The following is a 26,864-nucleotide window of genomic DNA, read 5'->3' as shown; positions in this document are numbered from 1 at the left end:
CGGCCTGGCCAGGCTGCTTGAGCCCTTGAACGAGGAAATCGGATGCCGTTGTCGCTGTGGTTGTCGCTGGTAGCGATCTGCGCGGTGGGTGCCATGTCGCCGGGGCCCAGCCTGGCACTGGTGCTGCGCCATACCCTCGGCGGCGGTCGCCTGCCGGGGGTGGTCGCGGCGCTCTCCCACGCGCTTGGCGTGGGGTTCTACGCGCTGTTGACGGTATGGGGGCTGGGCGCGCTGATCGCCCGCCAGCCGCTGCTGTTTCAGTTCATCACCTGGGCCGGTGCGGCCTATCTGGCCTGGCTGGGCATCAAGGCGCTACGCGCCGGGCGGGCCGCAGCGCTGGAGCCGAACGCGGTGCTCACCACCGGCCCTCAGGCGGCCCGCGAGGGCATGCTGGTGGCGCTGGGCAATCCCAAGCTGATCCTGTTCTTCGTGGCGCTGCTCAGCCAGTTCGTCAGCCCCGAGATGAGCGTGGCGGCCAAGGCGCTGATCGTGCTCACCGCCATGGTCATCGACGGCGGCTGGTACGTGATCGTGGCGGTGGCGCTGTCGCACTCGCGGGTGCTGCCCTTGCTGCAGGCCAGGGCGCACTGGGTCAACCGCATTACCGGCGTGTTGCTGATCGCCATCGCCCTGCGGGTGGTGGTCGGCTAGTCCTCAGTGGTCGTGGTGATGGTGGCCGTCGGCCGCCTCGCCGCCTTCGTTGGCATCCTGCACCCACACCTCGACCTCGACCTCGCCCTGCTCGGCAAACTCCAGCGTCAGCGGGAAGCTCTCGCCCTCGACGAGGGTCTCCTCCAGGCCCAGCAGCATCAGGTGGTAGCCGCCGCCGGGACGCATGGTCGCGGTCTCGCCGGCCTCCACCTCGAGGGCCTCGAGCTTGCGCATCTGCATGTTGCCGTCGTCCATGACCATGTCGTGAATCTCCACCACCCCGCTGATCGGGCTGCTGGCGCCGACCAGGGTGGCGGGTTCGTCGCCGGCGGTGATGTCCAGGTAGGCGGCGCCGTTGGGCGCGCCGGGCGGCGTCGGCGTGGCGAAGGGGTGGGCGATGCGAATGTCACCGAGGGTGAAGTCATGGGCGCTGGCCAGCGACGGCAGCAGCGCGCAGCCGAGCAGCAGGGCGGAGGCGAGCGAGGCGGAGCGGGCGATCATCGGTAATCCTTGTCGTCGTGTGTAGGGCATAACCCTTGGGTCACCCAAAGCTTACGACAGCCTGGCCGGCTGCCAAGCGGCGTTTTGTCGCAAGGGCAGCATAGGGGCGTCAGCTGTCCGGTGTCACCCGCGCCAGTATCTCCGCCAGCGGCGCATCGGCCGGCAGCACACCGTAGGCGGGGCTGGCCTCGCCCAGCCGCGCCCGGCAGAAGGTCGCGGCCACTGCGGTAGGGGTATGGCGCAGCAGCAGCGATGCCTGCAGGCACTGGGCAAGGCGCTGGGTCAGCCAGCGGGCCCGGGGCACCAGCGCCTCGCCGGGCATGCCGAGTGCGCGCTCCAGCTCGCCCAGCGCGTGGTCGAAGTGGGCATTCTGGCCGCGGGCCGCGTCGAGCTCGTGGCGCAGCGCGGCGACCGCCTCGGGGTGCTTGCCCAGCACGCGCAGCACATCCAGGCAGATCACATTCCCCGAGCCTTCCCAGATCGAATTGACCGGCGCCTCGCGGTACAGCCGCGCCAGCGGCGTCTCCTCGACGTAGCCGATGCCGCCCAGGCACTCCATGGCCTCGGCCATGAAGCCGGGGGCGCGCTTGTTATGCCAGTACTTGGCCAGCGCCGGGGCGAGACGCGCCAGGCCCTGCTCGTGCTCCGAGTGCGGGCTGTCGAAGGCGCGGGCAATGCGTAGAGACAGCGCCACGCCGGCCTCGACCTCGAGGGCCAGGTCGGCGATCACCGCGCGCATCAGCGGTTGCTCGGCGAGGCGCTTGCCGAAGGCGTGGCGGACCTGGACGTGCTGCCAGGCCAGCAGCAGCGCCTGGCGCATCATGCCCACCGGCGCGATGGCGGCGTCGAGGCGGGTCTGCTGGACCATCTCTAGGATGGTGGCGATGCCGCGCCCCGGGTCGCCGAGCGGCTGCGCCCAGGCGTGGCGGTACTCGATCTCGGCGGAGGCGTTGGCACGGTTGCCGCATTTGTCCTTGAGGCGCTGCAGCTCGATGGCGTTGCGCTCGCCGTCGGGGGTGAAACGCGGCACCAGAAAACAGCCCAGGCCGTCATCGCTCTGGGCCAGGGTCAGGAAGGCGTCCGACATCGGCGCGCTGCAGAACCACTTGTGGCCGACCAGGCGCACGCCGTCTTCGCCGGCCACGGCGCGGGTGGTGTTGGCGCGCACGTCGCTGCCGCCCTGTTTCTCGGTCATCGCCATGCCCAGCGTCACCGCCGGCTTGTCGCTGGACGGCAGGGCGCGTGGATCGTAGTCCCAGGCCAGCAGGCGCGGCGCCCACTGGGCCAGCACCGCGGGGGCATGGCGCAGCGCCGGCATCGCTGCGTGGGTCATGGTGACCGGGCAGCAGACGCCCGGCTCGGCCTGGGTCAGCAAATAGAGCGCGGCGACGTGGGCCTGGTGACCGCCGCGCGCCTCCTCCTGCCAGGCCACGGCGTGCCAGCCCTGGTCGCAGGCCAGGTGCATCAGCTCATGGTAGGCGGGATGGTAGCGCACCTCGTCGAGGCGCCGGCCGTGGCGGTCGAACAGCCGCAGCTCCGGCGGATGGCGGTTGGCCTGCTCGCCGAGCGCCTGAACGCGGCGGCTGCCGACCTGCTCGCCGAGCGGCGCCAGGCGCCGCGCCACCCACTCCGGGGCGTCGCGGGCCAGCGCTTGCTGCAGCGGAAGATCCAGGGTCAACAGGTCGAGGTCGCTGTCCGCGGGCGGCTGGTTGAGCACCTCGTGGGTGGCGAGCCGCTGGCGTGGGGCATGATCGTGCATGGCGGGGCTCCTGCAGCGCTGCTATGGGTCGAGCATGGTCAGCGCCGAGCGTGGGGTCAACGTCGAGAGCCGCGCTGGCCGCGACTGGCGCGACTGGTTACGCTGAGCACTGTCTGCCCATGGGAGTCCGTCATGCCCCCCGAGGTTTCCGCGCCGGTAGCGTTGCCGACGCCGCTGATCGCCGATGAGCGTATCCAACTGGTGGATGCCCGCAATCGCCCCTGCGGCAGTGCACCGCGAGCGCTGATGCGGCGCTTCCAGTTCTGGCACCGCGCCACCTATGTGGTGGTGCTCAACGCCGCCGGCGAGCTTTGCGTGCAGCGCCGCACCCTGACCAAGGAGGTGTTCCCCGGCGGCCTCGACCTGGCCGCGGGAGGCGTGGTCGGCGCCGGCGAGTCGGTGCACGTGGCGGCGCGTCGCGAGCTGGCCGAGGAGCTCGGCATTCGCGGCGTGGCGCTGCGCGACGGCCCGGCGTTTCGCTACGCCGCCGACGGCAACCATATCTTTGGCAGCGTGTACTGGGTGCAGCATGACGGGCCGCTGGCGCTGCAGGCCGAGGAGGTCGCCGAGGTCTTCTGGCTGCCGCTGGACGAGGCCCTGGCGCTGGAGGGGGTGACGCCGGACACCCGCACGGCGGTGGAGCACCTGCGCCGCGCTGGCCAGCTGGCGGTGGCTCGATGAATCGCCGCGAGCCGCTCGCCGCGCCGCGCTTGGACGACCTGCTGGCGGCCCTCGAGGGCGTGGTGCGCGGCAAGTCGCGGCAGGTGAGGCTGGCGCTGTGCTGCCTGCTGTGCCGCGGCCATCTGCTGATCGAAGACCTGCCGGGGCTGGGCAAGACCACCCTGGCACAGGCGCTGGCACGGGTCACCGGGCTCGATATGCAGCGCCTGCAGTTCACCAGCGACCTGCTGCCGGCCGATGTGCTCGGCGTGTCGGTCTTCGACCCCCACCGGGCCAGCTTCCACTTTCACCCGGGGCCGATCTTTCATCAGCTGGTGCTGGCCGACGAGATCAATCGCGCCACCCCCAAGACCCAGAGCGCGCTGCTCGAGGCGATGGAGGAGGGGCAGGTCACGGTGGAGGGCGAGACCCGCCGCCTGCCCGAGCCATTCTTCGTCATCGCTACTCAGAACCCCCAGGAGCAGGCCGGCACCTTTGCGCTGCCGGAGTCGCAGCTCGACCGCTTCCTGATGCGTCTCTCGCTGGGCTATCCCGACACCCGCGCCGAGCGCGAGATCCTGCGCGGGGAAGCCGGCCGGGTCCAGCTGGAGACGCTCGCCCAGTGGCTGGATGCCGAGACGCTGCGCGGCTGGCAGGCGCGGGTCGCCGAGGTCCACGTGGCCGATGCGCTGCTCGACTATGTTCAGGCGCTGGCCGCGGCGAGCCGCACCCACCCCGAGCTGGCCTGGGGGCTGTCGACCCGCGCCGTGCTGGCGCTGCTGCATGCCGCCCGCGGCTGGGCACTGCTGGCCGGCCGCGACCACGTGCTGCCGGAGGACGTCCAGGCGGTGTGGGTGCCGGTGGTCGGCCACCGGCTCAGCGACGGGCGCCGCGAGGAGGGGGAGGCGCTGGCCCACCACCTGCTCGCCAGCGTGCCGGTCACGGTCTAGGCGATGCTCGCCCGTCTGCGCGACTGGTGGCAGCGGCGGCGGCTGACCGCCGCCGGCCAGCCGCTCGGCGCGCAGCGCCTGTTTCTGCTGCCGACCCGCTTCGGGGTGATCTGGGCGGTGCTGATTCCGGTACTGCTGCTGTTCGGCATCAATTATCAGAACAACCTGGCCTATGGCCTGGCCTTCTGGCTGTTCGCCGTGGCGCTGGTGTCGCTGTGGCGCGGCTGGCGCAACCTGCACGGCGTGCGGCTCTCGGCCAGCGCCTCGGGCGAGGTGTTCGCCGGCGACATGGCACGCCTCAACGTTCGCTTGAACGCCGCGCGCCGCCGCCGCGCCCTGCGTGTGGTGCTGGTGGCAGGCCCCGGTCAGGTGGCAGCCGCCGAAGGGGAGATCCGCGCCGGCGAGCTGCTGCTGCCGCTGGCCGTGCCGACCCTGCATCGCGGCACCTGGCGGCTGCCCCCGCTGCGGCTGGAGAGCGCCTGGCCGCTGGGGCTGGTGCGCCTGGTGGCCTGGGTCGATAGCGACGTCGAACTGCTCGTCTATCCCGCCCCGGGCGAGACCGGCGTGGCCCATGCGCGGCGCCGCGGCGAGGGGCTGGCGCCCCAGGATTTCGCCGGCCTGCGCCGCTTCGAGGCCGGCGACAGCCCGGCGCGGCTGGCCTGGAAGCAGTGGAGTCGCACCGGGGTGCTGAGTACCAAGGCGTTCAGCCTGCCGCCGCGGCGCCAGCGCTGGCTCGACTACGACGCCTGCGTCGGGGAGCCCGAGGCGCGGCTGTCGCGGCTCTGCGCGCAGCTGCTCGACTACCACCGTGCCGGCGACCTCTACGGGCTGCGCCTGCCGGGGCTCGAGCTGGCCCCGGCCAGCGGCCCGGCCCAGCGACGCCGTGCGTTGCAGGCCCTGGCGCGCTGGGCCGCGCCGTCATCGCGGAGTGGCTCATGAGTACTCCCTCGGCGCTGCTCGCCGACGGCCGCAGCCTCTCGGCGCCGCTGCTGGTGCAGCTGTTCATCGGCCAGTGCCTGGTGTTGGCCTTGCACCTGCCGTTCATGCCGCCGTGGCTGCTGGGCGTGGCGCTGGCCGCCGCCGGCTGGCGCTTCCTGCAGCTGCGGCGCCGCTTGCCGCGGGCCGGCGTGGTGCTGCGCCTGACCGCGGTGGTCGGGGTGCTGGCCGGACTGTGGCTGCAGTACGGCGGGCTGATGGGCATGCAGGCGCTGATGGGTGTGCTGCTGGGGATCTATCTGCTCAAGCTGCTCGAGACCCACGACCGGCGCGACGGCCGGGTGGTGGTCATCATCGGCTTCGTCACCCTGACCGCGGCCTTCCTCCACGACCAGAGCCTGCTGATGAGCGCTGCGGCGCTGCTGGCCGCGGCCTGGCTGCTGCAAACCCTGGTGGTGTTGGCCGGTGGCCGCGCGGGGCGCGACGCCTGGCGCGAGGCGCTGTGGCTGCTGACTTTGTCGGCGCCGCTGATGGTGCTGCTGTTCGTGGTGGTGCCGCGGATCGGCCCGCTGTGGAGCCTGCCCCAGGCCGACCAGGCATCCACCGGCCTCAGCGACGAGATCGCCCCGGGGGATATCGCCCAGCTGTCGCGCAGCGACGCGCGGGCCTTCCGAGCGCGCTTCGACGGCGCCGAGCCACCGCCCGACGAGCGCTACTGGCGGGTCTATACCCTGTCGCAGTTCGACGGTGAACGCTGGACGCGGCTGCGCCCCGAGCAGCACGCCGCGAGTGCCGGCCAGCCAGTATCGCGGTTCGTCCAGGAAGCCGAGCGCTCGCCCTTCGACGACCGCCCACCGCGCTATGTGGCCGAGCTGCTGCTGGAGCCCGACAGCCGCCCGTGGCGGCCTAGCCTGGGCACGCCGCTGGCCAGCGATGCCCGCCAGCGCTACCTGGCCGACGGCACCCTCGAGGGCCTGGTGCCGCTCTCCTCGCGGGGCCTGCTGCAGGTGGCCAGCAGCGCCCGGGCACCGAGCTACCCCGACCCCGCCGGGCCGGCCTGGCATCGCCTGCTGCCCCAGGACGCCAATCCGCGCAGCCGCGACCTGGCCGAGCGGCTGTGGCGCGAGGCCGAGGGGGACCCACGACGCTATCTCGCGGCGCTGATGGCGCGCTTCGGTGAAGCGCCGTTTCGCTACACCCTGAGCCCACCGCTGTTGCGTGGCCCCGACCGCATCGATGACTTCCTGTTCGACACCCGCGCCGGCTACTGCACCCACTACGCCTCGGCGGCGGCGGTGATGGCGCGGATGGTGGGCATACCGGCGCGGGTGGTGGTGGGCTTCCAGGGCGGCGAGCGCCACCCCGATGGCCACTTCACGATTCGCGACTACGACGCCCACGCCTGGATCGAGGTGTGGTTGGACGGCGCCTGGGAGCGCCTCGACCCCACCGCGGCGATCGCCCCGGAGCGCATCGAACAGGGCGCCGAGGCGTTTCTCGGCGACAGCGAGGACTTCCTGGCCGATGCGCCCTTCTCGCCGCTACGGCTGCGCGAGCTGGGCTGGGCCAATCGCCTGCGGCTCGGCGTCGAGCGTACCGAATATCGCTGGCAGCGCGGTGTCATCGGCTATCAGCGCGAGCGCCGCGAGGCGCTGCTGGCGGGGCTCACCGAACGCATCGCATCGCTGTGGTCGCGGCTGACCCCTGGCGACGCGCTGCGCCTGGCCGCGGTCGCCGCCGGCATGGTGCTGCTGTGGTGGGTGAGGCGTAGCTGGCACTGGCGGCGCGCCGGCGGGGAGGGGGCCCGGGTGCGGCGGCTCCAGGCCTGGCTCGAACGGCGCGGCGCGGGCCCGCAGGGCGGCGAGTCGCCGGCGACCCACCTGCGGCGTATCGCCCCCGCCGCGGGGCCGGCGCAGGCTGCCCTGGAGGGCGTGGCCCAGGATATCGAGCGGCTGCTGTATGCGCCGCTCTCGGCGCGCGAGCGTCACCTACGCCGGCGTCGGCTGGCGCGACAGCTGGCCGAGATCAAGCGGCGCTGGCCGCGGCGCCGGTGATGCCCGGGCTGGCGCCGCGCCGCCGGTCGTGGCATCGTGGGTACCACGGTTTTGCGTTTTCACCCAGCGCTAGCGGCGGCCATGGCATCTCGACCCACACTTCCCTTGCATGAACTGGACTGTCGTACCCATCGCGGCGAGCCCTTCAACCTGCGCGCGCTGCGCGGCCAGGTGCTGCTGGTGGTCAACGTCGCCAGCCGCTGCGGCTTCACGCCCCAGCTCAAGGAGCTGGAGGCGCTCTATCGGCACTACCATCGCCAGGGCTTCACGGTGCTGGCGTTTCCCTGCAACCAGTTCGCCCGCCAGTCGCCGGAGTCGGCCAAGGCCTTCTGCAGCTTCAGCGAGCGCGAGTATGCGGTGACCTTTCCGGTGATGGAGAAGGTGCGGGTCAACGGCCCGCGCGCCCATCCGCTGTTCGTTGCGCTGCGCCGCCAGGCGCCCGGGGTGCTGGGCAGCACCCTGATCAAGTGGAACTTCACCAAGTTCCTGGTCGGTCGCGACGGCCGGGTGCTGCGCCGTTTCGGGCCGCGGGCCGGGGAGCGACAGATGCGCGAGGCGCTGGAGGAGGCCCTCGACCAGCCCTACGAGGTGTGAGGTCAGGGCGCTTCGCCGCGGGCAATCATCACCCGCGTCATCAGTTCGTTCCAGCGGTGGCGGGTCATCATGGTGATCAGTCCCGAGAACAGCGCCCAGCTCTTGCGGCGCCAGCCGGTCAGGCGCAAGTTGTGGGCCACCAGGCGCTTCATCAGCTGATAGTCGTCGAACTTGCGCCACTCGCTGGCCACCGACATCTGGGTGCGTGACAGCACCGGGGCCAGCTCGATACGGAAGATCCATTCGAGTTCGGTGAGGGTCAGCTCGTGGCGCTGGATGACCTCGACCATGCGCGCATAGTCGCGCTCGCGGGGTTCGCGATCCAACCACAGCGGCGCCAGTGCCAGCCACAGCTCGCCGCGTTCATCGACCAGAGTCTGGGCGTCCATCATTCTCTCCTGGCGGGTTCATCGCACGTTAGCCGGCAATCTTGTCCCACCCGGCGGCGTACCTCAAGGGCGGACAGCGTCGACGTTGTGTGGGTAGAATGGCGCCAACTGTCCACTGTTGTATCGAGGTCTGACGTGATCATCAAACCCAAGGTCCGCGGTTTCATCTGTACCACCACCCATCCGGTCGGCTGCGAGAAGAACGTGCTCGAGCAGATCGAGGCGACCCGCGCCCGCGGGCTCGACAAGAGCGCCGGGCCGAAGAAGGTGCTGGTGATCGGCGCTTCCAGCGGCTATGGACTGGCGGCGCGCATCACCGCCGCCTTCGGCTATGGCGCCGACACCCTGGGGGTGTTCTTCGAGAAGCCCGGCAGCGAGAAGCGCACCGGCACCGCCGGCTGGTACAACAGCGCGGCGTTCGACAAGTTCGCCAAGGCCGAGGGACTCTACAGCAAGTCGATCAACGGCGACGCCTTCTCCCACGAGGCGCGGGATAAAGCCATCGAGATGATCAAGGCCGACCTCGGCCAGATCGACCTGGTGGTCTACTCGCTGGCCTCGCCGGTGCGCAAGCTGCCCGACAGCGGCGAGCTCAAGCGCTCGGCGCTCAAGCCGATCGGCGAGACCTATCGCGCCACCGCCATCGACACCAACAAGGACGCCATCATCGAGGCCGAGGTGGAGCCCGCTACCCAGCAGGAGATCGACGACACCATCACGGTGATGGGCGGCGAGGACTGGGAGCTGTGGATGAGCGCCCTCGACCAGGCCGGGGTGCTGGCGCCGGGCGCGCGCAGCGTGGCGTTCAGCTACATCGGCACCGAGATCACCTGGCCGATCTACTGGCACGGCGCGCTGGGCAAGGCCAAGGAGGACCTCGACCGCGCCGCCGGCGAGATCGACGCCAGGCTCAGGGCCAGCGGCGGCGGGGCCAATGTGGCGGTGCTCAAGTCGGTGGTGACCCAGGCCAGCGCGGCGATTCCGGTGATGCCGCTGTATATCGCCATGGTCTATCGGGTGATGAAGGAGCAGGGGCTCCACGAGGGCACCATCGATCAGCTCAACCGGCTGTTCGGCGAGCACCTCTACTCTTCGCAAGGACAAGCGGGGCACTTCTCCACCGACGAGGCCGGTCGCCTGCGCCTCGACGACTGGGAGCTGCGCGACGATGTCCAGCAGGCCTGCAAGGACCTGTGGCCTAAGGTCACCAGCGACAACCTGTTCGAGATCACCGACTACGCCGGCTACAAGCACGAGTTCCTCAAGCTGTTCGGCTTCGAGCGCGACGACGTGGACTATGACGCCGACGCCGATCCGGTCGCCGACTTCGACGTGGTCGAACTGTAAGCCGAACGCTGAGCCGAGCGCGGCGCCAGTGGTGAACGCCAGCGCCGCGGGCTAGTCTAAGGGGTAGCGCAATATCCCCCTGGGTAGCGAGGAGGTCCCGATGGACACCAAGGAAAGCAAGACCCCGGAAGAAGAGAAAGAGCACGTGATGGGCCAGCGGATTCCCGAGGACTACGACGAAGCCGAGCCCCAGCGTCAGCCCGAGGCCCAGAAGCCCCCCAGCGGCATGCACAGGCTGCTGCCAGTGGCCGTGATTCTGGTACTGGTTGCCGGTCTGGCGTTCCACTTCCTGGGACGCTGACAGCTCCCGACTCAGCGCAACGCCGGGCCCTTTGGGCCCGGCGTTTGCGTATCTGCGACCCGCGCTTGCGTCGAGGGTCGCCAGCGGGGCCTGATGGCACTGCCGGTGACGCGGCAATTGGGTAAGATATGTCTCCCAGCCCACCACGGCGATAGCGATGCCTGCACTCCGACCCGCCAGCGCCCAGCCCAGCACCAGCCGCCAGATCGCCTTCCTGCTGCTACCGGGATTCTCGCTGCTGGCCCAGGCCTGTGCCCTGGAGCCGCTGCAGGTGGCCAACCAGCTCGCCGGCGCGCGGCTCTATGTGCCGACCACCTATGGCCTGGAGGCGCGTGATACCCGCAGCGCCAGCGAGCTGTCGCTGACCCCGCAGCATGCGGTGGGGGAGGACGATAGCGGCCTCGACATGCTGCTGGTCTGTGCACCGAGCCCGCTGCCGCTGAGCCTGCCGCCGAACCTCTGCGATTGGCTCAAGCGCCTTGCCGGGCGCGGCGTGGTACTGGGCGGCGTGGCCGGCGGCACCGAGGTGCTGGCGCGTGCCGGTGTCCTCGACGGCTACCGCGCGACCCTGCCGTGGCAGCGTTTCGACGCCTTCGCCCGCGACTATCCGCGGGTCAATCTCTCCCAGCAGCTATTCGAGATCGACCGCGACCGGCTGACCTGCGGCGGCGGCACCGCGGCGATGGACATGATGATGACGCTGATCGGCCAGCACCACGGCCAGCGCCTCGCCGAGGCGGTGTCGGAGCACTTCGTGTGCGAGCGCATCCGCCCCGGCGATGAGCCCCAGCATGTACCGCTGCGCTCGCGGCTGGGCCACGCCCCGCAGAGCCTGGTGGAGGCGGTCACGCTGATGGAAGCCAATATCGAGGAACCGCTGACCACCCACGAGCTGGCCGAGCACCTGGGCATCTCGCGGCGCCAGCTCGAGCGGCTGTTCAAGAAGTATCTTCAGGCGGTGCCCAGCCGCTACTATCTCGACCTGCGTCTGCAGGAGGCGCGCAAGCTGTTGCGCGAGTCCGACCGCGCGGTGGGCGATATCGCGCTGCTGACCGGCTTCTCGTCGGGGGCGCACTTCTCCACCGCCTATCGCAACCACTTCGGCATGACCCCGCGCGAAGAGCGCTTGATCTGATCGAGGCTGCCCTGCGGGGCGTGACAAGGAGGCGCTTATTCGCGCGCTAAGACCCCATCTCTTCCTGCTGCTGGTGGCGGCGATCTTCGCCGGTAATATCCTGGTCGGCAAGGCGCTGGCGGGGCTGCCGCCGTTCACCATCTCGCTGGGCCGGGTCTTCATCGCGCTGCTGATCATGCTGCCGCTGGGCTGGCATCAGGCGCGCCGCGGCTGGCCGCTGTTTCGCGAGCACTGGCGGCCGCTGGTGGGGCTGGCGCTGACCGGGGTGGCGTTCTTCAATGCGCTGATCTACGCCGCGCTCAACTACACCTCGGCGACCAACGTGGCGATCCTCGAGAGCATGATCCCGGTGGTGACCCTGCTGTTCAGCGTGGCGCTGCTCGGCGAGCGCTTCCGCGTCGTGCAGTGGCTGGGGGTGGCGCTGTCGCTGGGCGGCGCGGTGACGGTGATCAGCGCCGGCCAGCAGGGCCCGGCGCTTGCCGGCGGGGTCAATCCGGGCGATGCGATCATGCTGCTGGCGGTGCTGGTGTGGGTGGGCTACTCGCTGCTGGTCAAGACGCATATGGCGCGCTTTCCTCGCTACGGCGGCCTGCTGGTGATGCTGGTGATCGCCAACCTGGCGCTGGCGCCGATCGCGCTGTTCGAGGGCGCCGCCCAGCAGCTGCCGCAGATCAGCGGCGGGCAGCTGCTGGGGCTGGCCTATCTGGGCATCTTTCCCTCGGTGGTGGCGCTGCTACTCTACAACAGCGCCCTGGCCGACATCGGCCCGACCCGCGCGGCGATCTACCTCAACCTGCTGCCGGTGTTCACCATGCTCGGCGCCTGGTGGTGGCTCGACGAGCGCATCGTGGCGCTGCAGGTGCTGGCCAGCGCGGTGGTGATCGTCGGCGTGTGGTTGACCATCGCGCCGCAAAGAAAACCTTGAGCGCAGGCCGAGTTAGCGTGGTGCCTAGCGCTTGCTGGCCAGCAGGGCGCGAAACAGATCGCCCATCATTATCGGCGTGTCGTGCTCGATGACGAAGCCGGCGCGCTCCAGCAGCGGCCTGGCCCGGCGAGTGATATCGGTGGCCAGCGCCGTGGTCACCAGGTTCAGCGCGCGGCGGCCGATCCCGGCGGGATGGGTGTCGGGCTGGAACTTGTCCATCACGCACAGCTGGCCGTCGCCGGCCAATACGCGGTGGGCCTCTGCCAGGCCGCGTGCCGGGTCCGGCATCACCGCCACGATCAGATGCATCACCACCACGTCGAAGTGGCCGTCGGGGTAGTCGAGGTCGGCGGCGTCCATGCGGCGTGCGGTGACGTCGAGGTTCAAGGCGTCGGCGCGTCGCACGATGCGCTTGACCATGGCCGGGGCCAGGTCGGTGGCGTGGATCTCGACGTTGCGTGGCAGGAAGGGCAGATCGAGCCCGGTACCGGCGCCCACCAGCAGCACCCGCATGCCGGGGCGCCAGGTCACCTGTTCCAGCGACTGTCGCCGCGCGCGGCGGAAGGCCCGCTCGGCGACCAGGTCGTAGATCGGCGCATAGAGGCTGTAGCGCAGCCGGTTCCAGGCGGTGGTGTTGAGCATGGTGGCGCCCTCGCGCATGCGGAAACTGACCGTTAGTCTAACCGCTTTTCATAATTCGCCGTCCCATTGCTGAAAGCCCGGCGTGACGACGGCGCCGTATACTCGTTGTATCAATCGATCCCCGTGGATGGAGACCCTCATGAGCCAGACCCCGACCCGCAGCGACTTCGACCGTTACATGACGCCCAACTATTCGCCGCAGCAGGTGATTCCGGTGCGCGGCGAGGGTAGCCGCCTGTGGGACCAGCAGGGCCGTGAGTACATCGATTTCGCCGGCGGTATCGCGGTGAATTCACTGGGGCACTGCCACCCGGTGCTGGTCAACGCCCTCAAGGCCCAGGCCGACAAGCTCTGGCATCTCTCCAACGTCTACACCAACGAGCCGGCGCTGGCGCTTGCCCGCGCCCTGGTCGAGCGCACCTTCGCCGACAAGGTGTTCATGTGCTCCTCCGGCGGCGAGGCCAACGAGGCGGCGCTCAAGCTGGCGCGGCGCTGGGCGGTGGACCACCACGGCGAGCACAAGGACAAGATCATCTCCTTCTCGCAGTCCTTCCACGGACGCACCTTCTTCACCGTCAGCGTCGGCGGCCAGCCCAAGTACTCCCAGGGCTTCGGCCCGGTGCCCGGCGGCATCCTGCACGCCACCTACAACGACCTCGACAGCGTGCGCGCGCTGGTGGGCGACGACACCTGCGCGATCATGGTCGAGCCGATGCAGGGCGAGGGCGGCATCGTGCCGGCGACGCAGGAATTCCTGCAGGGCCTGCGCGATCTCTGCGACGCCCATGGCGCCCTGCTGGTGTTCGATGAAGTCCAGACCGGCGTGGGGCGCAGCGGCGAGCTCTACGCCTACAAGAACTACGGCGTGATTCCCGACATCCTGACCAGCGCCAAGTCGCTGGGCGGCGGCTTCCCGGTGGGCGCCATGCTGACCACCGATGCCATCGCCGGCTCGCTGGCCATCGGCACCCACGGCTCCACCTACGGCGGCAACGCGCTGGCCTCGGCGGTAGCGCTGGCGGCCATCGAGCACATCGATACGCCAGAGGTGCTGGAGGGCGTGAAGAAGCGCCATGAGCTGTTCCGCGAGCACCTCGAGACCATCAACCGCAAGCACGGCGTGTTCCAGGAGATCCGCGGCATGGGCCTGCTGATCGGCGCGCAGATGGCCCCTGAGTACGAGGGCCAGGCCAAGGACATCCTGCCGCTGGCCATTGACGAGGGCCTGATGGCACTGATCGCCGGCCCCAACGTGCTGCGCATGGCGCCGTCGTTGGTGATCCCCGAGGCCGATATCGAAGAGGGCATGGCGCGCCTCGAACGCGCCATCGCCAAGCTGGTGGCCAAGGCGTGAGCCAAGTGCCCGGATCATCGTCTCGCTCAGGAGGACACGCCATGCTGGTCGTTCGTCCCGCCCGTGCGGCTGACCTGCCGGCGCTGGAGCGTCTGGCCGGCAGCGCCACGCCGCGCCTGACCAACCTGCCGGCGCACCGCGACCGTCTCGAGGAGCGCATCACCCGCTCCCAGCGTGCCTTCAGTCGCGAGGTGGAGTTCCCCGGCGACGAGCACTACACCTTCGTGCTCGAGGACCGCGAGCGCGGCGAGGTGGTGGGCACCGCCACCATCCGTGCCCAGGCCGGCGCCAACGAGGCCTACTACACCTACCGCCAGGAGACCCTGATCCACGCCTCGCAGCAGCTCAACGTGCGCCGCGAGGTGCAGACCCTGTCGCTGTCCCATGAGGTCTCCGAGGCGACCCTGCTGTGCGCGCTGTCGCTGGACCCTCGTTACCAGGGCACCAGCGCGGTGAGCCTGCTGCGCCGCGCGCGGCTGATGTTCATTGCCCAGTACCCGGAGCGTTTCGCCGAGATCCTCGCCGTGGCTTTCCCGGGCTACCTGGACGGCGACGGCGAGTCGCCGTTCTGGAACAGCGTCGGGCGCCACTTCTTCGTACGCGGCTACCAGGAGATGAATCACATCGCCGGGGTGCGCTCGAAGAGCTTCATCGCCGAGGTGATGCCGCAGTTTCCGCTCTACCTGCCGCTGCTCACGCCCCAGGCGCGGGCCGCCATCGGCCGCGAGCATCCGGACCACGAGCCGGCCCTGGAGGAGATGCTGGCCGAGGGCTTCGTGCGCTCGCGCCACGTCGATATCTTCGACGCCGGGCCGGTGGTCAAGGCCGAGCGCACGCGCCTCGAGTCGTTCCGGCGCGCCGCCTGGCATCCGGTGCGGGTGCGCCCGGCGCACACCCTGCCCGACGCCGAGCCGGCGATGATCGCCAACCAGCAGCTCGGCGACTTTCGCTGCGTGGTGGCGCGCTATGCGCTGTCGCCCACCGGCCAGCTGATGCTGTCATCGGAGCATGCCGAGATCCTCGGCGTCGAGGAGGGCCGCGCGGTGCTGGCCGCTCCCTTGGCGCTGCCCGCCGCCATTGATGCACTCGACGAGGGAGAACTGTGATGCGCATTCGTCCGATTGCCCGCGGCGACCTCGACGGCCTCCAGGCGCTGGCCCAGCAGACCGGGGTGGGATTCACCTCGCTGCCCGACAACCGCGACTTCCTGGCCAGCAAGATCGCACTGGCGGTCAGTGCCTTCGAGGAGCGCACGCCGGCGGATGACCGGCTCTACTTCTTCGTGCTCGAGGACGACGCCAGCGGCGAGCTGGCCGGCTGCTGCGCCATCGAGGGCCAGGTCGGCCGCGAGGTGCCGTTCTACAACTACCGGCTGGGTACCCTGGCGCACTCCTCGGTGCAGCTCGACCTGCACCGCACCATCGACACCCTGTTCCTGAGCTCCGACCACACCGGCGATGCCGAGGTGTGCTCGCTCTACCTGCGCCCGGAGTATCGCCGCGATCGCAACGGCGCGCTGCTCTCCAAGGCGCGCTGGCTGTTCATGGCGCAGTTCCGCGACCGCTTCCCGGCCAAGGTGCTGGCGGAGATGCGCGGGGTCTTCAACGAGGCCGGCATCAGCCCGTTCTGGGAGTGCCTGGGCAGCCACTTCTTCCCCATGGACTTCAACGAGGCCGACCGCCTGACGGGCCTCGGGCAGAAGAGCTTCATCGGCGAGCTGATGCCCAAGTTCCCGATCTACACCACCTTCATGAGCGAGGAGGCGCGGGCCTGCATCGGCGAGGTCCACGAGCACACCCGCCCGGCGCTGGAGATGCTCAAGAAGGAGGGCCTGCGCTGGGAGGGCTATATCGACATCTTCGACGGCGGCCCCACCGTGGAGGCCTATATCGACGATGTGCGCGCGGTGCGCGACTCGCGGCTGTGCCAGGTCGAGGTCACCTCCCAGGCCGCCAGCAGCGAGCGCCACACCTGGCTGGTATCGACCACCGGGATGCTCGATTTCCGTGCCGCCTGGGTCGGCCGCGGCCCCGACGAGAACGGGGTGATCGTTCTCACTGAGGAGGAGGCGCAGCGACTCGACGTCGGTGCCGGCGATTCCCTCCGTCTACTCGAAACCTAGGAGATGCATATGCAAGCCAAACAGCAGCTGCTGATCGGCGGCGCCTGGGTCGACGGCGACGCGGAGCGGTTCGCCAAGCTCGACCCGGTCTCTGGCCAGGAACTCTGGCAGGGCGCCAGCGCCAGCGATACCCAGGTCGAAGCCGCCGTGGCCGCGGCGCGGCAGGCCTTCCTCGGCTGGGCGCGTACCCCGTTCGCCGAGCGCCAGGCGCTGGTCGAGCGCTTCCGCGGCGTGCTCGAGAGCCACCGCGAGGACCTGGCCACCGCGATTGCCGGTGAGACCGGCAAGCCGCTGTGGGAGGCGCGCACCGAGATCGGCGCCATGATCGGCAAGGTGGCGCTGTCGATCAGCGCCTACCACGAGCGCACCGGCGAGCGCGAACGCGACCTGGGCGGCACCCACGCCGTGCTGCGCCATCGCCCCCACGGCGTGATGGCGGTGTTCGGCCCCTACAACTTCCCCGGCCACCTGCCCAACGGGCACATGGTGCCGGCGCTGCTGGCCGGCAACACGGTGGTCTTCAAACCCAGCGAACAGACCCCGCTGACCGCCGACCTGGTACTGCAGTGCTGGCGTGAGGCCGGCCTGCCAGACGGCGTCATCAACCTGGTGCAGGGTGCTGCACCGGTCGGCCAGGCGCTGGCCGCCTGCCGCGACATCGACGGCCTGCTGTTCACCGGCAGCGCCAAGGTCGGCGGCCTGCTGCAGCAGCAGTTCGCCGGCCAGTTGGACAAGATCCTGGCCCTGGAGCTGGGTGGCAATAACCCGCTGGTGATCCGCGACGTACCCGACCAGGACGCCGCGGTGCTGACCATCCTGCAGTCGGCGTTTCTCTCCGGCGGCCAGCGCTGTACCTGTGCGCGGCGGCTGATGGTGCCCCACGGCGAGGTCGGCGACCGGCTGCTCGAGGCGCTGGTCTCGGCCATCGACAAGCTCCGGGTGGGCGGCCAGTTCAGCGAACCGGCGCCGTTCTACGGCGGGCTGGTCAGCGTCGCCGCCGCCGACGGCCTGCTCAAGGCTCAGGATGACCTGGAGGCGTTGGGTGGCACGGTGCTGTCGCGCATGCAGCGCCTGGAGGAGAACACCAGCCTGCTGAGCCCGGCGCTGATCGACGTCACCGGCCTCGCGCTGCCCGACGAGGAGCACTTCGGCCCGCTGTTGAAGGTATACCGTTATAAAGACTGGGACGAAGCGGTCACTATCGCCAATGACACCCGCTATGGCCTCTCCGCCGGGCTGATCGGCGGCAGCCGCGAGGACTGGGACGACTTCCTGCTGCGGATCCGTGCCGGCATCGTCAACTGGAACCGCCAGACCACCGGCGCCTCCGGCGACGCGCCCTTCGGCGGCGTCGGCGACAGCGGCAACCATCGCCCCAGCGCCTACTACGCGGCCGACTACTGCGCCTATCCGGTGGCCTCGATGGAGAGCGAGAACCTGCAGCTACCCGACCAACTGCCGCCGGGGGTGGTGCTATGAGCGACGCTTCGAGCCTGGACGTCCGCGAGGTCAACTTCGACGGCCTGGTCGGCCCCACCCACAACTACTCCGGCCTGGCGCTGGGCAACGTCGCCTCGATGAGCCACGGCGGGCTGGTCTCCAACCCCCGCGAGGGGGCGCTGCAGGGGCTGGCGAAGATGAAGTCGCTGCTCGACGCCGGCTACGCCCAGGGCGTGCTGCCGCCCCAGCAGCGCCCCGACCTGGGCGCGCTGCGCGCGCTGGGCTTCAGCGGCACGCCCCACGAGGTGCTGACCCGCGCCGCCCGCGAGGCGCCACAGCTGCTGCGCGCGGTATGTTCGGCGTCGAGCATGTGGACCGCCAATGCCGGCACCGTGACGCCCAGCGTCGATGCCGTGGACGGGCGGGTGCACTTCACCCCGGCCAACCTGCAGTCGAGCTTCCACCGCTATCTGGAGCCGGAGACCACCGGCCGCGTGCTGGCGGCGATCTTCAACGACCCGCGCCACTTCTCCCACCACCCGGTGCTGCCGGCGACCCCGGCCTTCTCCGACGAGGGCGCGGCCAACCACACCCGCCTGAGCGCCTCCCACGGCGAGCCCGGGGTGCACCTGTTCGTCTACGGCCGCCAGGCCTTCGGCGGCGACCCCGCCCACGAGCCCCAGCGCTTCCCGGCGCGCCAGACGCTGGAGGCCAGCCAGGCGGTGGCTCGCCAGCACGGCCTCGGCGAAGCCCAGACGGTATTCGCCCAGCAGCACCCCGCGGCCATCGATGCCGGCGTGTTTCACAACGACGTGATCGCGGTGGGTAATGGACCGGTATTGCTCTACCACGAGATGGCCTTCCGCGACGAGCAGGGCACCCTCGACGCACTGCGGGCCAAGCTGGCCACGCCGCTGATTCCGGTGCGCGTGCCGCGCGAGGCGATGAGCCTCGAGGACGCCGTCGGCTCCTACCTGTTCAATTCCCAGCTGCTCTCCAATCCCGACGGCTCGATGACCCTGGTGGTGCCCGGCGAGTGTCAGGAGAACGAGGCGGTATGGCGCACCATCCAGGACCTGCTACTGGCGGGCCACAACCCCATCGGCGAGGTGCTGGTCAAGGACGTCAAGCAGAGCATGCGCAACGGCGGCGGTCCCGCCTGCCTGCGCCTGCGGGTGGCGCTCAGCGCCGCCGAGCGCCAGGCCCTGTGCGGCCGGGTGCTGCTCGATGAGGCGCTCTATACTGAACTCACTACCTGGGTCGAGCGCCACTACCGCGACCGCCTGGCGCCGGACGACCTCGCCGACCCGCAGCTCGCCGAGGAGACCCTCAGCGCGCTGGACGAACTGACGCGGATCCTGCAGATCGGCTCGGTGTATCCGTTTCAGCTGGCATAAGCGTCCTGCAGTCACACCCCAAACGAAGCGCGGCCGGGCATTTGCCCGGCCGCGTCGTCTTAGCGTGTTGCGAGGCTCAGCTGCCGCTGGCGGCACCGCCGACCACGCCGCCGCGCAGTCCGTCCGTCTTGCCGCTGCTGCGCAGGTGCTTGCCCACCGCGTCTTCCGGCGTGCCGGCCAGGTCGCGGAACATGCCCATCGAGCCGAGCAGGGCGCTGGACTCGTAGGGTACGAAGACCCGCTCGCCGTCCTTGGCCATGGTCGGCAGCGCCTTGATATAGCTCTGGCCGAGCAGATAGCCGACCACGGTCTGCTTGTTCTCCTCGCTGTCGCCGATGGCGTTGAGCACCAGCTTGATCGACTCCTGCTCGCCCTGGGCGCGGAGGATGGCCGACTCCTTGTCGCCCTCGGCGTTGAGGATCGACGACTCACGCTGGCCCTGGGCCTTGGCGATTGCCGCGGACTTTTCGCCTTCGGCTTCGGTCACCGTGGCGCGACGCTTGCGCTCGGCGGCCATCTGCAGGCGCATGGCGGTCTCGACTTCCTCGGGCATGGCGATGTCCTGCACCTCGACCCGCGACAGCTTGACGCCCCACTTGGAGGCCGGCTCTTCCATGGCGCTCTGGATCTCGTTGTTGACCTCGGCGCGGGACTCGAACAGCTTGTCGAGCTCCATCTTGCCGACCACCGAGCGCAGCGTGGTCTTGGCCAGCACTTCCACCGCCTGGCTCATGTTCTCGACTTCGTAGACGGCGCGCTTGGGATCGATGATCTGGTAGTAGAGGGCGCCGTTGATGCGCACCGTGACGTTGTCGGTGGTCACCACCGGCTGGCCGGGGAAGTCCATCACCGTCTCGCGGCGGTCGATGCGGATCTCGTCGCTGGTGATGGCGTGGTAGTCATCGCCCATCTTGCGGTAGCGGATCATGGTGATCGCGCGGGGCTGGTCAATGAACGGGATGATGATGTTGATGCCGCTCTCCAGCACACGGTGAAACGAGCCGAGGCGCTCGATCACCATGACCTCGGACTGGCGAACGATCACCAGGCCCTTGACGACGATCAGGATGCCGATAAAGACGACGATCAGGGCCAGTATCAGGCCTGGGCTGACGGGGAGATCCATGTTCAGTGCTCCTTGGGTGGTGCGATGGTGACGATGGCGGTAGTGCCATCGAATTCCTTGAAGACCACGGCGGTGCCCAGCGGCAGTTCGGTGGCGGCGGTTTCCTGCACGCGGAGGCGGTAGAAGTCGCCGTTGACCTTGATGCCGGTGGCGCCGTCGTAGTCGCGGATCAGGGTGCGGTAGACGCGGCCTTTCTCGACCCCGGTACCGGTGGTGCCATAGGCCACGCCGCGCGGCGAGAACCACGGGCGAATGAACTTGATCGCCACCGGCACCATGACGCCGGTCGCCAGCGCCAGGCCGATCAGCTGCCAGGCCAGCGACAGGCCGAGCCAGGCCAACAAGGCAGCGAACAGTGCCGCGATGCCCAGTGCCAGCAGCACCATGGCGCCGGAGGTGAGTTCGGCGAGTGCCAGCAGCAGGCTGAGTGCCAGCCACAGCAGGGCCGGGTTCCAGTCCATGAGGGTCTCCTTGAGGCCGGAAGCGGCCCCCATGGTACTGCATTGGGGCGCGGCGGGGGGCATTTGTCGGGGGCGGGGCAACATGGCATGGTCGGGGCTCAGTTTCAGGAGCCCCACGCATGACGCAGCGCCTCTCGCCCCGCCAGGCCTACGATGATGCCGTGGCGCATCTCGACTTTGCCGCCGATGCCGCCCAGGCGCATGCCGCGGACGTCCTCGATGCCTGCTATCGGGCGCTACATGACGACAGCGCTCGACCCAGCGGCGTCTATCTGTGGGGGCCGGTGGGGCGCGGCAAGACCTGGCTGATGGACCGCTTCCACGCCTCGCTTGCGGTGCCCGCGCGGCGCCAGCACTTTCACCACTTCATGCGCTGGGTGCACCGCCGCCAGTTCCAGCTCAGCGGCACGCCGGACCCGCTCACGGTGATGGCCCGCGAGCTGCGCGAGGAGGTCCAGGTGCTGTGCCTGGACGAGCTGTTCGTCAGCGACATCGCCGACGCCATGCTGCTCGGCCGGCTGATGCAGGCGCTGTTCGACGCCGGCGTGGTGCTGGTCACCACCTCCAACCAGCCGCCGAATCAGCTGTATGCCGAGGGTTACAATCGTGAGCGCTTCCTGCCGGCGATCGCCGCCATCGAGCGGCATCTGCAGGTCGTGGCGATGGACGGCGGCTGCGATCACCGCGAGCATCCGGGCCGCGCCGAGCCGCGCTACTGGGTGCGGGCGCCGCAGCGTTTGGCCCGGGTCTTTGCCGAATTGAGCAACGGCCAGTCGACCAGCAGCGAGCCTCTCGATCTGGATGGGCGCGCCATCGAGGTGGAAGCGCGCAGCGAGGCGGTGCTGTGGTGTCGCTATGCGTCGCTCTGCGAGCAGCCGCTGGGCGCGCTGGATTTCATCGGCCTGTGCGACCGCTTTGGGCACATCCTGGTCGGCGGGGTGCCGGCCATGGGCGGCGAGGCCGGTAGCACGCTAGAGGAGGCCAAGATCGAAGACCTGGGGCCGGATACAGCCGGCGCTGGCGTGCGGCGCGGCTTTTCACGGCAGGACGACGGTGCGCGACGCTTCATTGCCCTGGTCGACGAGTGCTACGACCGCGGCGTGCCGCTGTATATCGAGGCGCATGTGCCCATCGAGGGGCTGTATGTCCAGGGTGAGCTGAGCTTCGCCTTTCGCCGCGTGGCCAGCCGTCTCAAGGAGATGCAGCTGGCCCGCTTCGGTGCTGCACCTCAGCGCTCCGGTACCGGCGCCTAGCGCTCGGGCGCCTCGGTCTGGCCGCGAATCTCGCCGGTCTCGTCGCGGTAGGTACCGGGGCGCTGCTGCTCACCGGGGCTGTCTTCCTGGGGCACGCCCCACAGGGTTTCGCGGCTGCCGTCGGGGAAGGTGTTCACGGTGCAACCCGCCAGCATGACCAGGGTCAATGTCAGGCCGCACAGCTGCGGTAGGGTAGATGTCAGGCGGCGCATGGTCAGGCTCCGAGAATGGATGCAATGCCGCTAGCATGCGGCTGCGGGGGCCAGGATTTCAAGCCTGCTGCTGCCTTGCCGGTGTCCCGATGGCCTGATTGACCTGTGGGCGGCCCACAGCTTTTATATTGATGGCCTGACACGATGCGTTTCAGGAACCAGGAGTTTTTCATGATGCGATCTACCCAGACCGAACCCCGTACCGCTGCCTATGATGCCGATACCTCCCGCGGGCCGCTGGCCCTGCTGCTTGGCAGCCTGGGGGTGGCCGCGGTGCTGGCGCTGAGCCCGCTGGCCGAGGCCGGCAGCCACGAGCACGACCATGGCCATGGCGATGAGCACGCCCACGACGATCATCAGATGGATGACCAGGAGCACGCCGACGACCCCGCGGTACAGGCCTACCGCGAAGCCAACGAGCGCATGCACGAGGGCATGATGGTCGGCTTCACCGGCGATGCCGACGTCGACTTCGCCCGCGGCATGATCCCCCATCACCAGGGCGCCATCGACATGGCCAATATCGTCCTCGAACACGGCGAGGACGAGGAGCTGCAGCAGTTGGCCCGCGAGATCATCGACGCCCAGGAGGAGGAGATCGCCTTCCTCGAAGCCTGGCTCGAGGAGCACGGCCACTGACGCTTTCGCCACGCTTTGCCGACTGATACGACGCCCGCTGCAGCGGGCGTCGTCGTTTGCGGCTGCGCCATCTACGCCCCACGCTTACGCCACCCCTACGCCCCCCGAGGAGGAGCCATCCCACGCGTCGATTGGCGAGGCTAGTCGGGTCAACGATACTTTCTCGATAACAACAATGGGGCATGACCTATGCACACCGTTCTCAATCGCCGCCTCACGCCGCTGCTCGCCGCCACCCTGCTGGGCGCCGCTGCCGCGCCGGCACTGGCCTTCGACGACGACCGCCTGACCATCTGGATGGGCGACAACAAGGGCCAGGACGGCATTCGCGAGGTGGCGGCCCAGTTCACCGACGAGACCGGCATCGAGGTCGAGGTGGTCTTTCCCGATAACCTCACCGACCGCTTCCAGCAGGCCGCCGGCAGCGGCCAGGGGCCCGATATCGTGATCTGGGCCCACGACCGTCTCGGCGAGTGGGCCCAGAGCGGCCTGCTTGCGCCGATCTCTCCGAGTGACGGTTTCCGCGCCGCCTACTTCGACTTCACCTGGGATGCCACGCTGTGGAACGGCGACACCTACGGCTACCCGGTCTCGGTGGAGTCGCTGGGGCTGATCTACAACAGGGCGCTGGTCGACGAGGCGCCGCAGAGCTTCGCCGAGCTCTCGGCGCTGGACGCCGAGCTTGCCGAGCAGGGCAAGAAGGCGATCCTGTTCGACTATAGCGAGCCCTACTACGGCTGGCCGTTGCTCGCCGCCAACGGCGGCTATCCCTTCAAGCAGACCGAGGAGGGCTTCGACGTCAGCGATATCGGCGTCAACAACGAGGGGGCCGTGCAGGGCGCCGAACTCATCGCCGAGCTGATCGACAGCGGCGTGCTGCCCCGCGGCACCGATTACAGCATTGCCGACACCCGCTTCAACCGCGGCGAGGTGGCCACCATGATCAGCGGCCCCTGGGCCTGGCCAAACCTGGAGCGCAGCGGCATCGACTACGGCGTGGCGCTGCTGCCCAAGGTCGGCGACGAGCGCGCCCGGGCCATGTACGGAGTGATGACGGCGATGATCAATGCCGCCTCGCCCAACGACTTCCTGGCGGTGGAATTCCTCGAAAGCTACCTGCTCAGCGAGGCCGGCATGCGCACCTTCAATAGCGACGGCTCGCTGGGGGCGGTGGCGCATATCGCCTATCAGGAAGAGTTGGAAAGCGACGCCAATATTGCCGCGACCCTGGCCAACGCCGAGATCGGCATGCCGATGCCCAATATTCCCGAGATGGGCGCCTTCTGGGCCGCCATGGAGCCGGCGCTGCAGAACATCGGCAGCGGCCGCCAGTCGCCCCGGGAAGCCCTCGACGCCGCGGCGCGCCGCATGCGCCAGTAAGCCTACCCGACGCCCATGGCCGGCGGCAGCCCTGCCGCCGGCCCGCTCCCGCAGGATATCGACATGTACACGACCAACGCTTCCCGAGGCCTGCCGCGACACCGTTCGCGGCATGTCGCCGAGCGCTATACCCGCTGGGCCATGCGCGGCCTGATAGCGGCCCTGGTGCTGACCCTGATGTGGCTGGTGCTGGCCTTTCATCTCAACGGCCAGTGGATGTTCGCGCTGCTGTTCCTGGTGCTCGGCGCCTCGTTGGCGGTGGTGTTCACCAAGCGCACCCTGATGAGCCACCGCTACATCTTTCCGGCAGTGGCGGGGCTCGGGGTGTTCGTGATCTTCCCGCTGCTCTATACCATCGGCATCAGCTTCAGCAACTACAGCTCCAGCAACCTGCTCAGCGAAGACCGAGTGCGCGCCCAACTCTTGGCGCGGACCTACCAGGAGGAGGGCGCTTCCTTCACCTTCCAGGTCTTGCGCGAGGGCGAGGAGGTGCGCCTGGCACTGGAAAGCGACGGCGAGATAGCGCTGGAGGGCGAGGCCGATACGGAGATGGAGGCCGCGCTGGAAGGTGCCTCTCGCTTTATTAGCGCCCCGCTCTACCTCGGTGACGACGCCAGCCGGCGCATCGAGATCGAGCCGCTGCACCAGGCCCTCGACGCCGAGCCGCTCGAGATGCGCGAGGTGATCGCCGCCCGCGACGCCCTACAGGCGCTGCGCCTGGTGACCCCAGAAGGCCTGGAGCTGCGCATGGCGGGGCTGCGCCACTTTGCGCCCATGCTCGACCGCTATGAGGCACGCGACGACGGCTCGCTGTATGATCGCCGCGACGACCGGGTGCTGACGCCGGACCGCGACACCGGCTTCTTCGTCGGCGACGATGGCCAGCGCATCACCCCGGGCTGGCCGGTGGCGGTGGGCCTGGACAACTACACGCGGATCTTCGCCGACCCGGATATCCGCGGCCCCTTCATGCAGATCTTCGTCTGGACCTTCGCCTTCGCCGGCCTCACCGTGCTGTTCACCCTGGTCGTCGGCTTCACCCTCGCCTCGCTGCTGCAGTGGGACCAGCTGCGCGGCAAGGCGATCTACCGCACGCTGCTGATCCTGCCCTACGCGGTGCCGGCGTTCATCTCGATCCTGATCTTCAAGGGCATGTTCAACCAGCACTTCGGCGAGGTGAACATGATCCTCGACGGGGTGTTCGGCATCCGCCCCGAGTGGTTCACCGACCCGTGGCTGGCGCGCAGCATGCTGCTGATCGTCAATACCTGGCTCGGCTACCCCTACATGCTGCTGCTGTGCATGGGCCTGATCCAGTCGATCCCCCACGATCTCTATGAGGCCTCGGCGGTGGACGGCGGCGGTCCGCTCACCAACATGCTGACCATCACCCTGCCGCTGATCCTCAAGCCGCTGACGCCGCTGTTGATCGCCGCTTTCGCCTTCAACTTCAACAACTTCGTGTTGATCGCCCTGCTCACCGGCGGCAACCCCGATATCCTCGGCGCCAGCACCCCGGCGGGCACCACCGACCTGCTGGTCAGCTACACCTACCGCATCGCCTTCCAGGATGCCGGCCAGGACTTCGGGCTGGCGGCGGCCATCGCCACCCTGATCTTCCTGCTGGTGGCGGGCATGTCGCTGCTCAATCTGCGCCTGTCCAAGGTCAAGGTCTGATAAGGAGAAACCGTCATGGCCATGGTTCAACCCCGCTCGATCCGCGCCCGCCGTCTGGGCGCGCATCTCGCCCTGATCGGCTTCGTCTCGCTGATCGTCTTTCCGCTGCTGCTGGTGATCTCGATCTCGTTTCGCGAGGGCAACTTCGCCACCGGCAGCCTGATCCCCGAACGCTTCTCGCTGGAGCACTGGTCGCTGGCGCTGGGCATCCCCTGGGAGCGTGCCGACGGCAGCGTGGTCCAGCCGCCGTTCCCGGTACTGCTGTGGCTGTGGAACTCGATCAAGGTGGCGGTGGTGTCGTCGCTGCTGATCCTGATGCTCGCCACCACCAGCGCCTACGCCTTCGCGCGCATGCGCTTCAAGGGCAAGGCGCCGCTCCTCAAGGGCATGCTGATCTTCCAGATGTTCCCGGCGGTGCTCTCGCTGGTGGCGCTCTACGCGCTGTTCGACCGCCTCGGCCAGCTGGTGCCATGGCTTGGCATCAACACCCACGGGGCGCTGATCGTCGCCTCGCTGGGCGCCGTGGCGCTGCATATCTGGACCATCAAGGGCTACTTCGAGTCCATCGACGGCTCGCTGGAGGAGGCCGCCATGGTCGACGGCGCCAGCACCTGGCAGGCGTTCCGCTATATCCTGCTGCCGCTGTCGGTGCCGATTCTGATGGTGGTGTTCATCCTCGCCTTCGTGATGAGCATCATGGAGTACCCCATGGCCTCGGTGCTGCTGGTCGACGAGCACAAGCTGACGCTCGCCGTGGGTGCCCAGCAGTACCTGGCCGACCACAACCAGCGCTGGGGTAACTTCGCCGCCGCCGCGGTGCTCTCCGGCCTGCCCATCACCGTCGCCTTCCTGATCTGTCAGCGCTGGATCATCGGCGGGCTGACCGCCGGCGGCGTCAAGGGCTAGCGTTCCGCCTCGTTTCCTCGCCCTGAGCAGAGCCTTGCTCGACCCCGATCATA

The 26,864-nt window shown here is 69.2% G+C and carries 25 protein-coding genes and 1 pseudogene; 19 read left to right on the top strand and 7 right to left on the bottom strand.

Features of this window, described 5'->3' with window-relative positions; translation table 11 throughout:
- The first annotated feature begins 42 nt into the window (after window positions 1–42).
- Window positions 43–651 (top strand): lysine transporter LysE, encoded by a 609-nt coding sequence (locus BWR19_15800; GenBank protein APX94280.1) that lies wholly within the window; start codon window positions 43–45, stop codon window positions 649–651.
- Between the two features lie 3 nt (window positions 652–654).
- Here the strand turns inward: BWR19_15800 and BWR19_15795 are convergent, their stop codons facing one another.
- Window positions 655–1,152, bottom strand: a complete 498-nt coding sequence (locus BWR19_15795; GenBank protein ID APX94279.1) for a hypothetical protein — start codon at window positions 1,150–1,152, stop codon at window positions 655–657.
- Between the two features lie 109 nt (window positions 1,153–1,261).
- The gene (locus BWR19_15790; GenBank protein ID APX94278.1) at window positions 1,262–2,911 is read right to left on the bottom strand and encodes a DNA alkylation response protein; all 1,650 of its coding nucleotides are present in this window, start codon (window positions 2,909–2,911) and stop codon (window positions 1,262–1,264) included.
- Window positions 2,912–3,043: 132 nt separating this feature from the next.
- Here BWR19_15790 and BWR19_15785 point away from each other — a divergent pair, with 132 nt between their 5' ends.
- From BWR19_15785 to BWR19_15765, 5 genes are all read left to right on the top strand, one after another.
- Window positions 3,044–3,592 carry an NUDIX hydrolase gene (locus BWR19_15785; GenBank protein APX94277.1) on the top strand — a complete coding sequence of 183 codons (549 nt, stop codon included), beginning with the start codon at window positions 3,044–3,046 and terminating at the stop codon, window positions 3,590–3,592.
- Window positions 3,589–4,521, top strand: a complete 933-nt coding sequence (locus BWR19_15780; protein APX94276.1) for an AAA family ATPase — start codon at window positions 3,589–3,591, stop codon at window positions 4,519–4,521. The genes BWR19_15785 and BWR19_15780 overlap by 4 nt, the downstream gene beginning before the upstream one ends.
- A gap of 3 nt (window positions 4,522–4,524) precedes the next feature.
- The gene (locus BWR19_15775) at window positions 4,525–5,460 is read left to right on the top strand and encodes a hypothetical protein (GenBank protein ID APX94275.1); all 936 of its coding nucleotides are present in this window, start codon (window positions 4,525–4,527) and stop codon (window positions 5,458–5,460) included.
- Complete coding sequence (locus tag BWR19_15770) at window positions 5,457–7,511, top strand: hypothetical protein (protein ID APX94274.1); 2,055 nt, start codon at window positions 5,457–5,459, stop codon at window positions 7,509–7,511. The genes BWR19_15775 and BWR19_15770 overlap by 4 nt, the downstream gene beginning before the upstream one ends.
- An 81-nt stretch (window positions 7,512–7,592) precedes the next feature.
- Window positions 7,593–8,105 (top strand): glutathione peroxidase, encoded by a 513-nt coding sequence (locus BWR19_15765; GenBank protein ID APX94273.1) that lies wholly within the window; start codon window positions 7,593–7,595, stop codon window positions 8,103–8,105.
- Window positions 8,106–8,107: 2 nt separating this feature from the next.
- On the opposite strand, the gene BWR19_15760 is transcribed toward BWR19_15765, so the two are convergent.
- Entirely contained in the window at window positions 8,108–8,494 is a 387-nt protein-coding gene (locus tag BWR19_15760; protein APX94272.1) for a hypothetical protein, read from the bottom strand.
- A gap of 135 nt (window positions 8,495–8,629) precedes the next feature.
- Here BWR19_15760 and BWR19_15755 point away from each other — a divergent pair, with 135 nt between their 5' ends.
- The 4 genes from BWR19_15755 (at window position 8,630) to BWR19_15740 (ending at window position 12,202) form a co-directional block, all read left to right on the top strand.
- Window positions 8,630–9,841: a trans-2-enoyl-CoA reductase gene (locus BWR19_15755; protein APX94271.1), complete on the top strand. Its 1,212-nt coding sequence runs from the start codon at window positions 8,630–8,632 to the stop codon at window positions 9,839–9,841.
- A 100-nt stretch (window positions 9,842–9,941) separates the two neighbouring features.
- Window positions 9,942–10,142 carry a hypothetical protein gene (locus BWR19_15750; GenBank protein APX94270.1) on the top strand — a complete coding sequence of 67 codons (201 nt, stop codon included), beginning with the start codon at window positions 9,942–9,944 and terminating at the stop codon, window positions 10,140–10,142.
- A gap of 214 nt (window positions 10,143–10,356) precedes the next feature.
- A complete protein-coding gene (locus BWR19_15745) occupies window positions 10,357–11,277 on the top strand; it encodes an AraC family transcriptional regulator (GenBank protein ID APX95066.1) in 921 nt (306 codons plus the stop codon).
- 37 nt (window positions 11,278–11,314) lie between these two features.
- Entirely contained in the window at window positions 11,315–12,202 is an 888-nt protein-coding gene (locus BWR19_15740) for a hypothetical protein (GenBank protein APX94269.1), read from the top strand.
- A 24-nt stretch (window positions 12,203–12,226) separates the two neighbouring features.
- Here BWR19_15740 and BWR19_15735 read toward each other — a convergent pair whose 3' ends face one another.
- Window positions 12,227–12,844: an SAM-dependent methyltransferase gene (locus tag BWR19_15735; protein ID APX95065.1), complete on the bottom strand. Its 618-nt coding sequence runs from the start codon at window positions 12,842–12,844 to the stop codon at window positions 12,227–12,229.
- Between the two features lie 139 nt (window positions 12,845–12,983).
- On the opposite strand from BWR19_15735, the gene BWR19_15730 reads away from it, so the two are divergent.
- From BWR19_15730 to BWR19_15710, 5 genes are read left to right on the top strand one after another with little or no spacing between them, the layout of a single operon-like run.
- The gene (locus tag BWR19_15730; protein APX94268.1) at window positions 12,984–14,198 is read left to right on the top strand and encodes an aspartate aminotransferase family protein; all 1,215 of its coding nucleotides are present in this window, start codon (window positions 12,984–12,986) and stop codon (window positions 14,196–14,198) included.
- Between the two features lie 41 nt (window positions 14,199–14,239).
- Window positions 14,240–15,304 carry an arginine N-succinyltransferase gene (locus BWR19_15725; GenBank protein ID APX94267.1) on the top strand — a complete coding sequence of 355 codons (1,065 nt, stop codon included), beginning with the start codon at window positions 14,240–14,242 and terminating at the stop codon, window positions 15,302–15,304.
- Window positions 15,304–16,320 carry an arginine N-succinyltransferase gene (locus BWR19_15720; protein ID APX94266.1) on the top strand — a complete coding sequence of 339 codons (1,017 nt, stop codon included), beginning with the start codon at window positions 15,304–15,306 and terminating at the stop codon, window positions 16,318–16,320. The genes BWR19_15725 and BWR19_15720 overlap by 1 nt, the downstream gene beginning before the upstream one ends.
- 9 nt (window positions 16,321–16,329) lie before the next feature.
- Complete coding sequence (locus BWR19_15715) at window positions 16,330–17,799, top strand: succinylglutamate-semialdehyde dehydrogenase (GenBank protein ID APX94265.1); 1,470 nt, start codon at window positions 16,330–16,332, stop codon at window positions 17,797–17,799.
- Complete coding sequence (locus BWR19_15710) at window positions 17,796–19,157, top strand: N-succinylarginine dihydrolase (protein ID APX94264.1); 1,362 nt, start codon at window positions 17,796–17,798, stop codon at window positions 19,155–19,157. The genes BWR19_15715 and BWR19_15710 overlap by 4 nt, the downstream gene beginning before the upstream one ends.
- 76 nt (window positions 19,158–19,233) lie before the next feature.
- On the opposite strand, the gene BWR19_15705 is transcribed toward BWR19_15710, so the two are convergent.
- Window positions 19,234–20,283 (bottom strand): stomatin, encoded by a 1,050-nt coding sequence (locus tag BWR19_15705; GenBank protein APX94263.1) that lies wholly within the window; start codon window positions 20,281–20,283, stop codon window positions 19,234–19,236.
- A 2-nt stretch (window positions 20,284–20,285) separates the two neighbouring features.
- A complete protein-coding gene (locus BWR19_15700) occupies window positions 20,286–20,744 on the bottom strand; it encodes a nodulation efficiency, NfeD-like protein (protein APX94262.1) in 459 nt (152 codons plus the stop codon).
- A 119-nt stretch (window positions 20,745–20,863) separates the two neighbouring features.
- On the opposite strand from BWR19_15700, the gene BWR19_15695 reads away from it, so the two are divergent.
- Window positions 20,864–21,997, top strand: coding sequence for a cell division protein ZapE (locus tag BWR19_15695; GenBank protein APX94261.1), 1,134 nt, complete (start codon window positions 20,864–20,866; stop codon window positions 21,995–21,997).
- Here BWR19_15695 and BWR19_15690 read toward each other — a convergent pair.
- Window positions 21,994–22,209, bottom strand: coding sequence for a hypothetical protein (locus BWR19_15690; GenBank protein APX94260.1), 216 nt, complete (start codon window positions 22,207–22,209; stop codon window positions 21,994–21,996). The two genes, BWR19_15695 and BWR19_15690, sit on opposite strands and share 4 nt — an antisense overlap.
- 243 nt (window positions 22,210–22,452) lie before the next feature.
- Here BWR19_15690 and BWR19_15685 point away from each other — a divergent pair, with 243 nt between their 5' ends.
- The 3 genes and pseudogenes from BWR19_15685 to BWR19_15675 all read left to right on the top strand — a co-directional run bounded on the left by BWR19_15685 (window position 22,453) and on the right by BWR19_15675 (window position 26,811).
- On the top strand, window positions 22,453–22,848 hold the full coding sequence (locus BWR19_15685) for a DUF305 domain-containing protein (protein ID APX95064.1): 396 nt from the start codon (window positions 22,453–22,455) through the stop codon (window positions 22,846–22,848).
- 189 nt (window positions 22,849–23,037) lie between these two features.
- Window positions 23,038–24,228 carry a maltose ABC transporter substrate-binding protein MalE gene (locus BWR19_15680; GenBank protein ID APX94259.1) on the top strand — a complete coding sequence of 397 codons (1,191 nt, stop codon included), beginning with the start codon at window positions 23,038–23,040 and terminating at the stop codon, window positions 24,226–24,228.
- Between the two features lie 63 nt (window positions 24,229–24,291).
- Window positions 24,292–26,811, top strand: a pseudogene (locus BWR19_15675) (hypothetical protein).
- Window positions 26,812–26,864: the final 53 nt, after the last annotated feature.

It is taken from the genome of Halomonas sp. 1513 (assembly GCA_001971685.1).
GTDB lineage: Bacteria > Pseudomonadota > Gammaproteobacteria > Pseudomonadales > Halomonadaceae > Franzmannia.
Note: the sequence above shows the minus strand (reverse complement) of the source record. Positions and strands in the feature narration are given on the sequence as shown.

Bases quoted from the DNA above. Each gene is read 5' to 3' on its own strand.
- BWR19_15800 (APX94280.1), top strand. From the start codon at position 43: ATGCCGTTGTCGCTGTGGTTGTCGCTGGTAGCGATCTGCGCGGTGGGT.
- BWR19_15795 (APX94279.1), bottom strand. From the start codon at position 1,152: ATGATCGCCCGCTCCGCCTCGCTCGCCTCCGCCCTGCTGCTCGGCTGC.
- BWR19_15790 (APX94278.1), bottom strand. From the start codon at position 2,911: ATGCACGATCATGCCCCACGCCAGCGGCTCGCCACCCACGAGGTGCTC.
- BWR19_15785 (APX94277.1), top strand. From the start codon at position 3,044: ATGCCCCCCGAGGTTTCCGCGCCGGTAGCGTTGCCGACGCCGCTGATC.
- BWR19_15780 (APX94276.1), top strand. From the start codon at position 3,589: ATGAATCGCCGCGAGCCGCTCGCCGCGCCGCGCTTGGACGACCTGCTG.
- BWR19_15775 (APX94275.1), top strand. From the start codon at position 4,525: ATGCTCGCCCGTCTGCGCGACTGGTGGCAGCGGCGGCGGCTGACCGCC.
- BWR19_15770 (APX94274.1), top strand. From the start codon at position 5,457: ATGAGTACTCCCTCGGCGCTGCTCGCCGACGGCCGCAGCCTCTCGGCG.
- BWR19_15765 (APX94273.1), top strand. From the start codon at position 7,593: ATGGCATCTCGACCCACACTTCCCTTGCATGAACTGGACTGTCGTACC.
- BWR19_15760 (APX94272.1), bottom strand. From the start codon at position 8,494: ATGGACGCCCAGACTCTGGTCGATGAACGCGGCGAGCTGTGGCTGGCA.
- BWR19_15750 (APX94270.1), top strand. From the start codon at position 9,942: ATGGACACCAAGGAAAGCAAGACCCCGGAAGAAGAGAAAGAGCACGTG.
- BWR19_15735 (APX95065.1), bottom strand. From the start codon at position 12,844: ATGCTCAACACCACCGCCTGGAACCGGCTGCGCTACAGCCTCTATGCG.
- BWR19_15730 (APX94268.1), top strand. From the start codon at position 12,984: ATGAGCCAGACCCCGACCCGCAGCGACTTCGACCGTTACATGACGCCC.
- BWR19_15725 (APX94267.1), top strand. From the start codon at position 14,240: ATGCTGGTCGTTCGTCCCGCCCGTGCGGCTGACCTGCCGGCGCTGGAG.
- BWR19_15720 (APX94266.1), top strand. From the start codon at position 15,304: ATGCGCATTCGTCCGATTGCCCGCGGCGACCTCGACGGCCTCCAGGCG.
- BWR19_15715 (APX94265.1), top strand. From the start codon at position 16,330: ATGCAAGCCAAACAGCAGCTGCTGATCGGCGGCGCCTGGGTCGACGGC.
- BWR19_15710 (APX94264.1), top strand. From the start codon at position 17,796: ATGAGCGACGCTTCGAGCCTGGACGTCCGCGAGGTCAACTTCGACGGC.
- BWR19_15705 (APX94263.1), bottom strand. From the start codon at position 20,283: ATGGATCTCCCCGTCAGCCCAGGCCTGATACTGGCCCTGATCGTCGTC.
- BWR19_15700 (APX94262.1), bottom strand. From the start codon at position 20,744: ATGGACTGGAACCCGGCCCTGCTGTGGCTGGCACTCAGCCTGCTGCTG.
- BWR19_15695 (APX94261.1), top strand. From the start codon at position 20,864: ATGACGCAGCGCCTCTCGCCCCGCCAGGCCTACGATGATGCCGTGGCG.
- BWR19_15690 (APX94260.1), bottom strand. From the start codon at position 22,209: ATGCGCCGCCTGACATCTACCCTACCGCAGCTGTGCGGCCTGACATTG.
- BWR19_15680 (APX94259.1), top strand. From the start codon at position 23,038: ATGCACACCGTTCTCAATCGCCGCCTCACGCCGCTGCTCGCCGCCACC.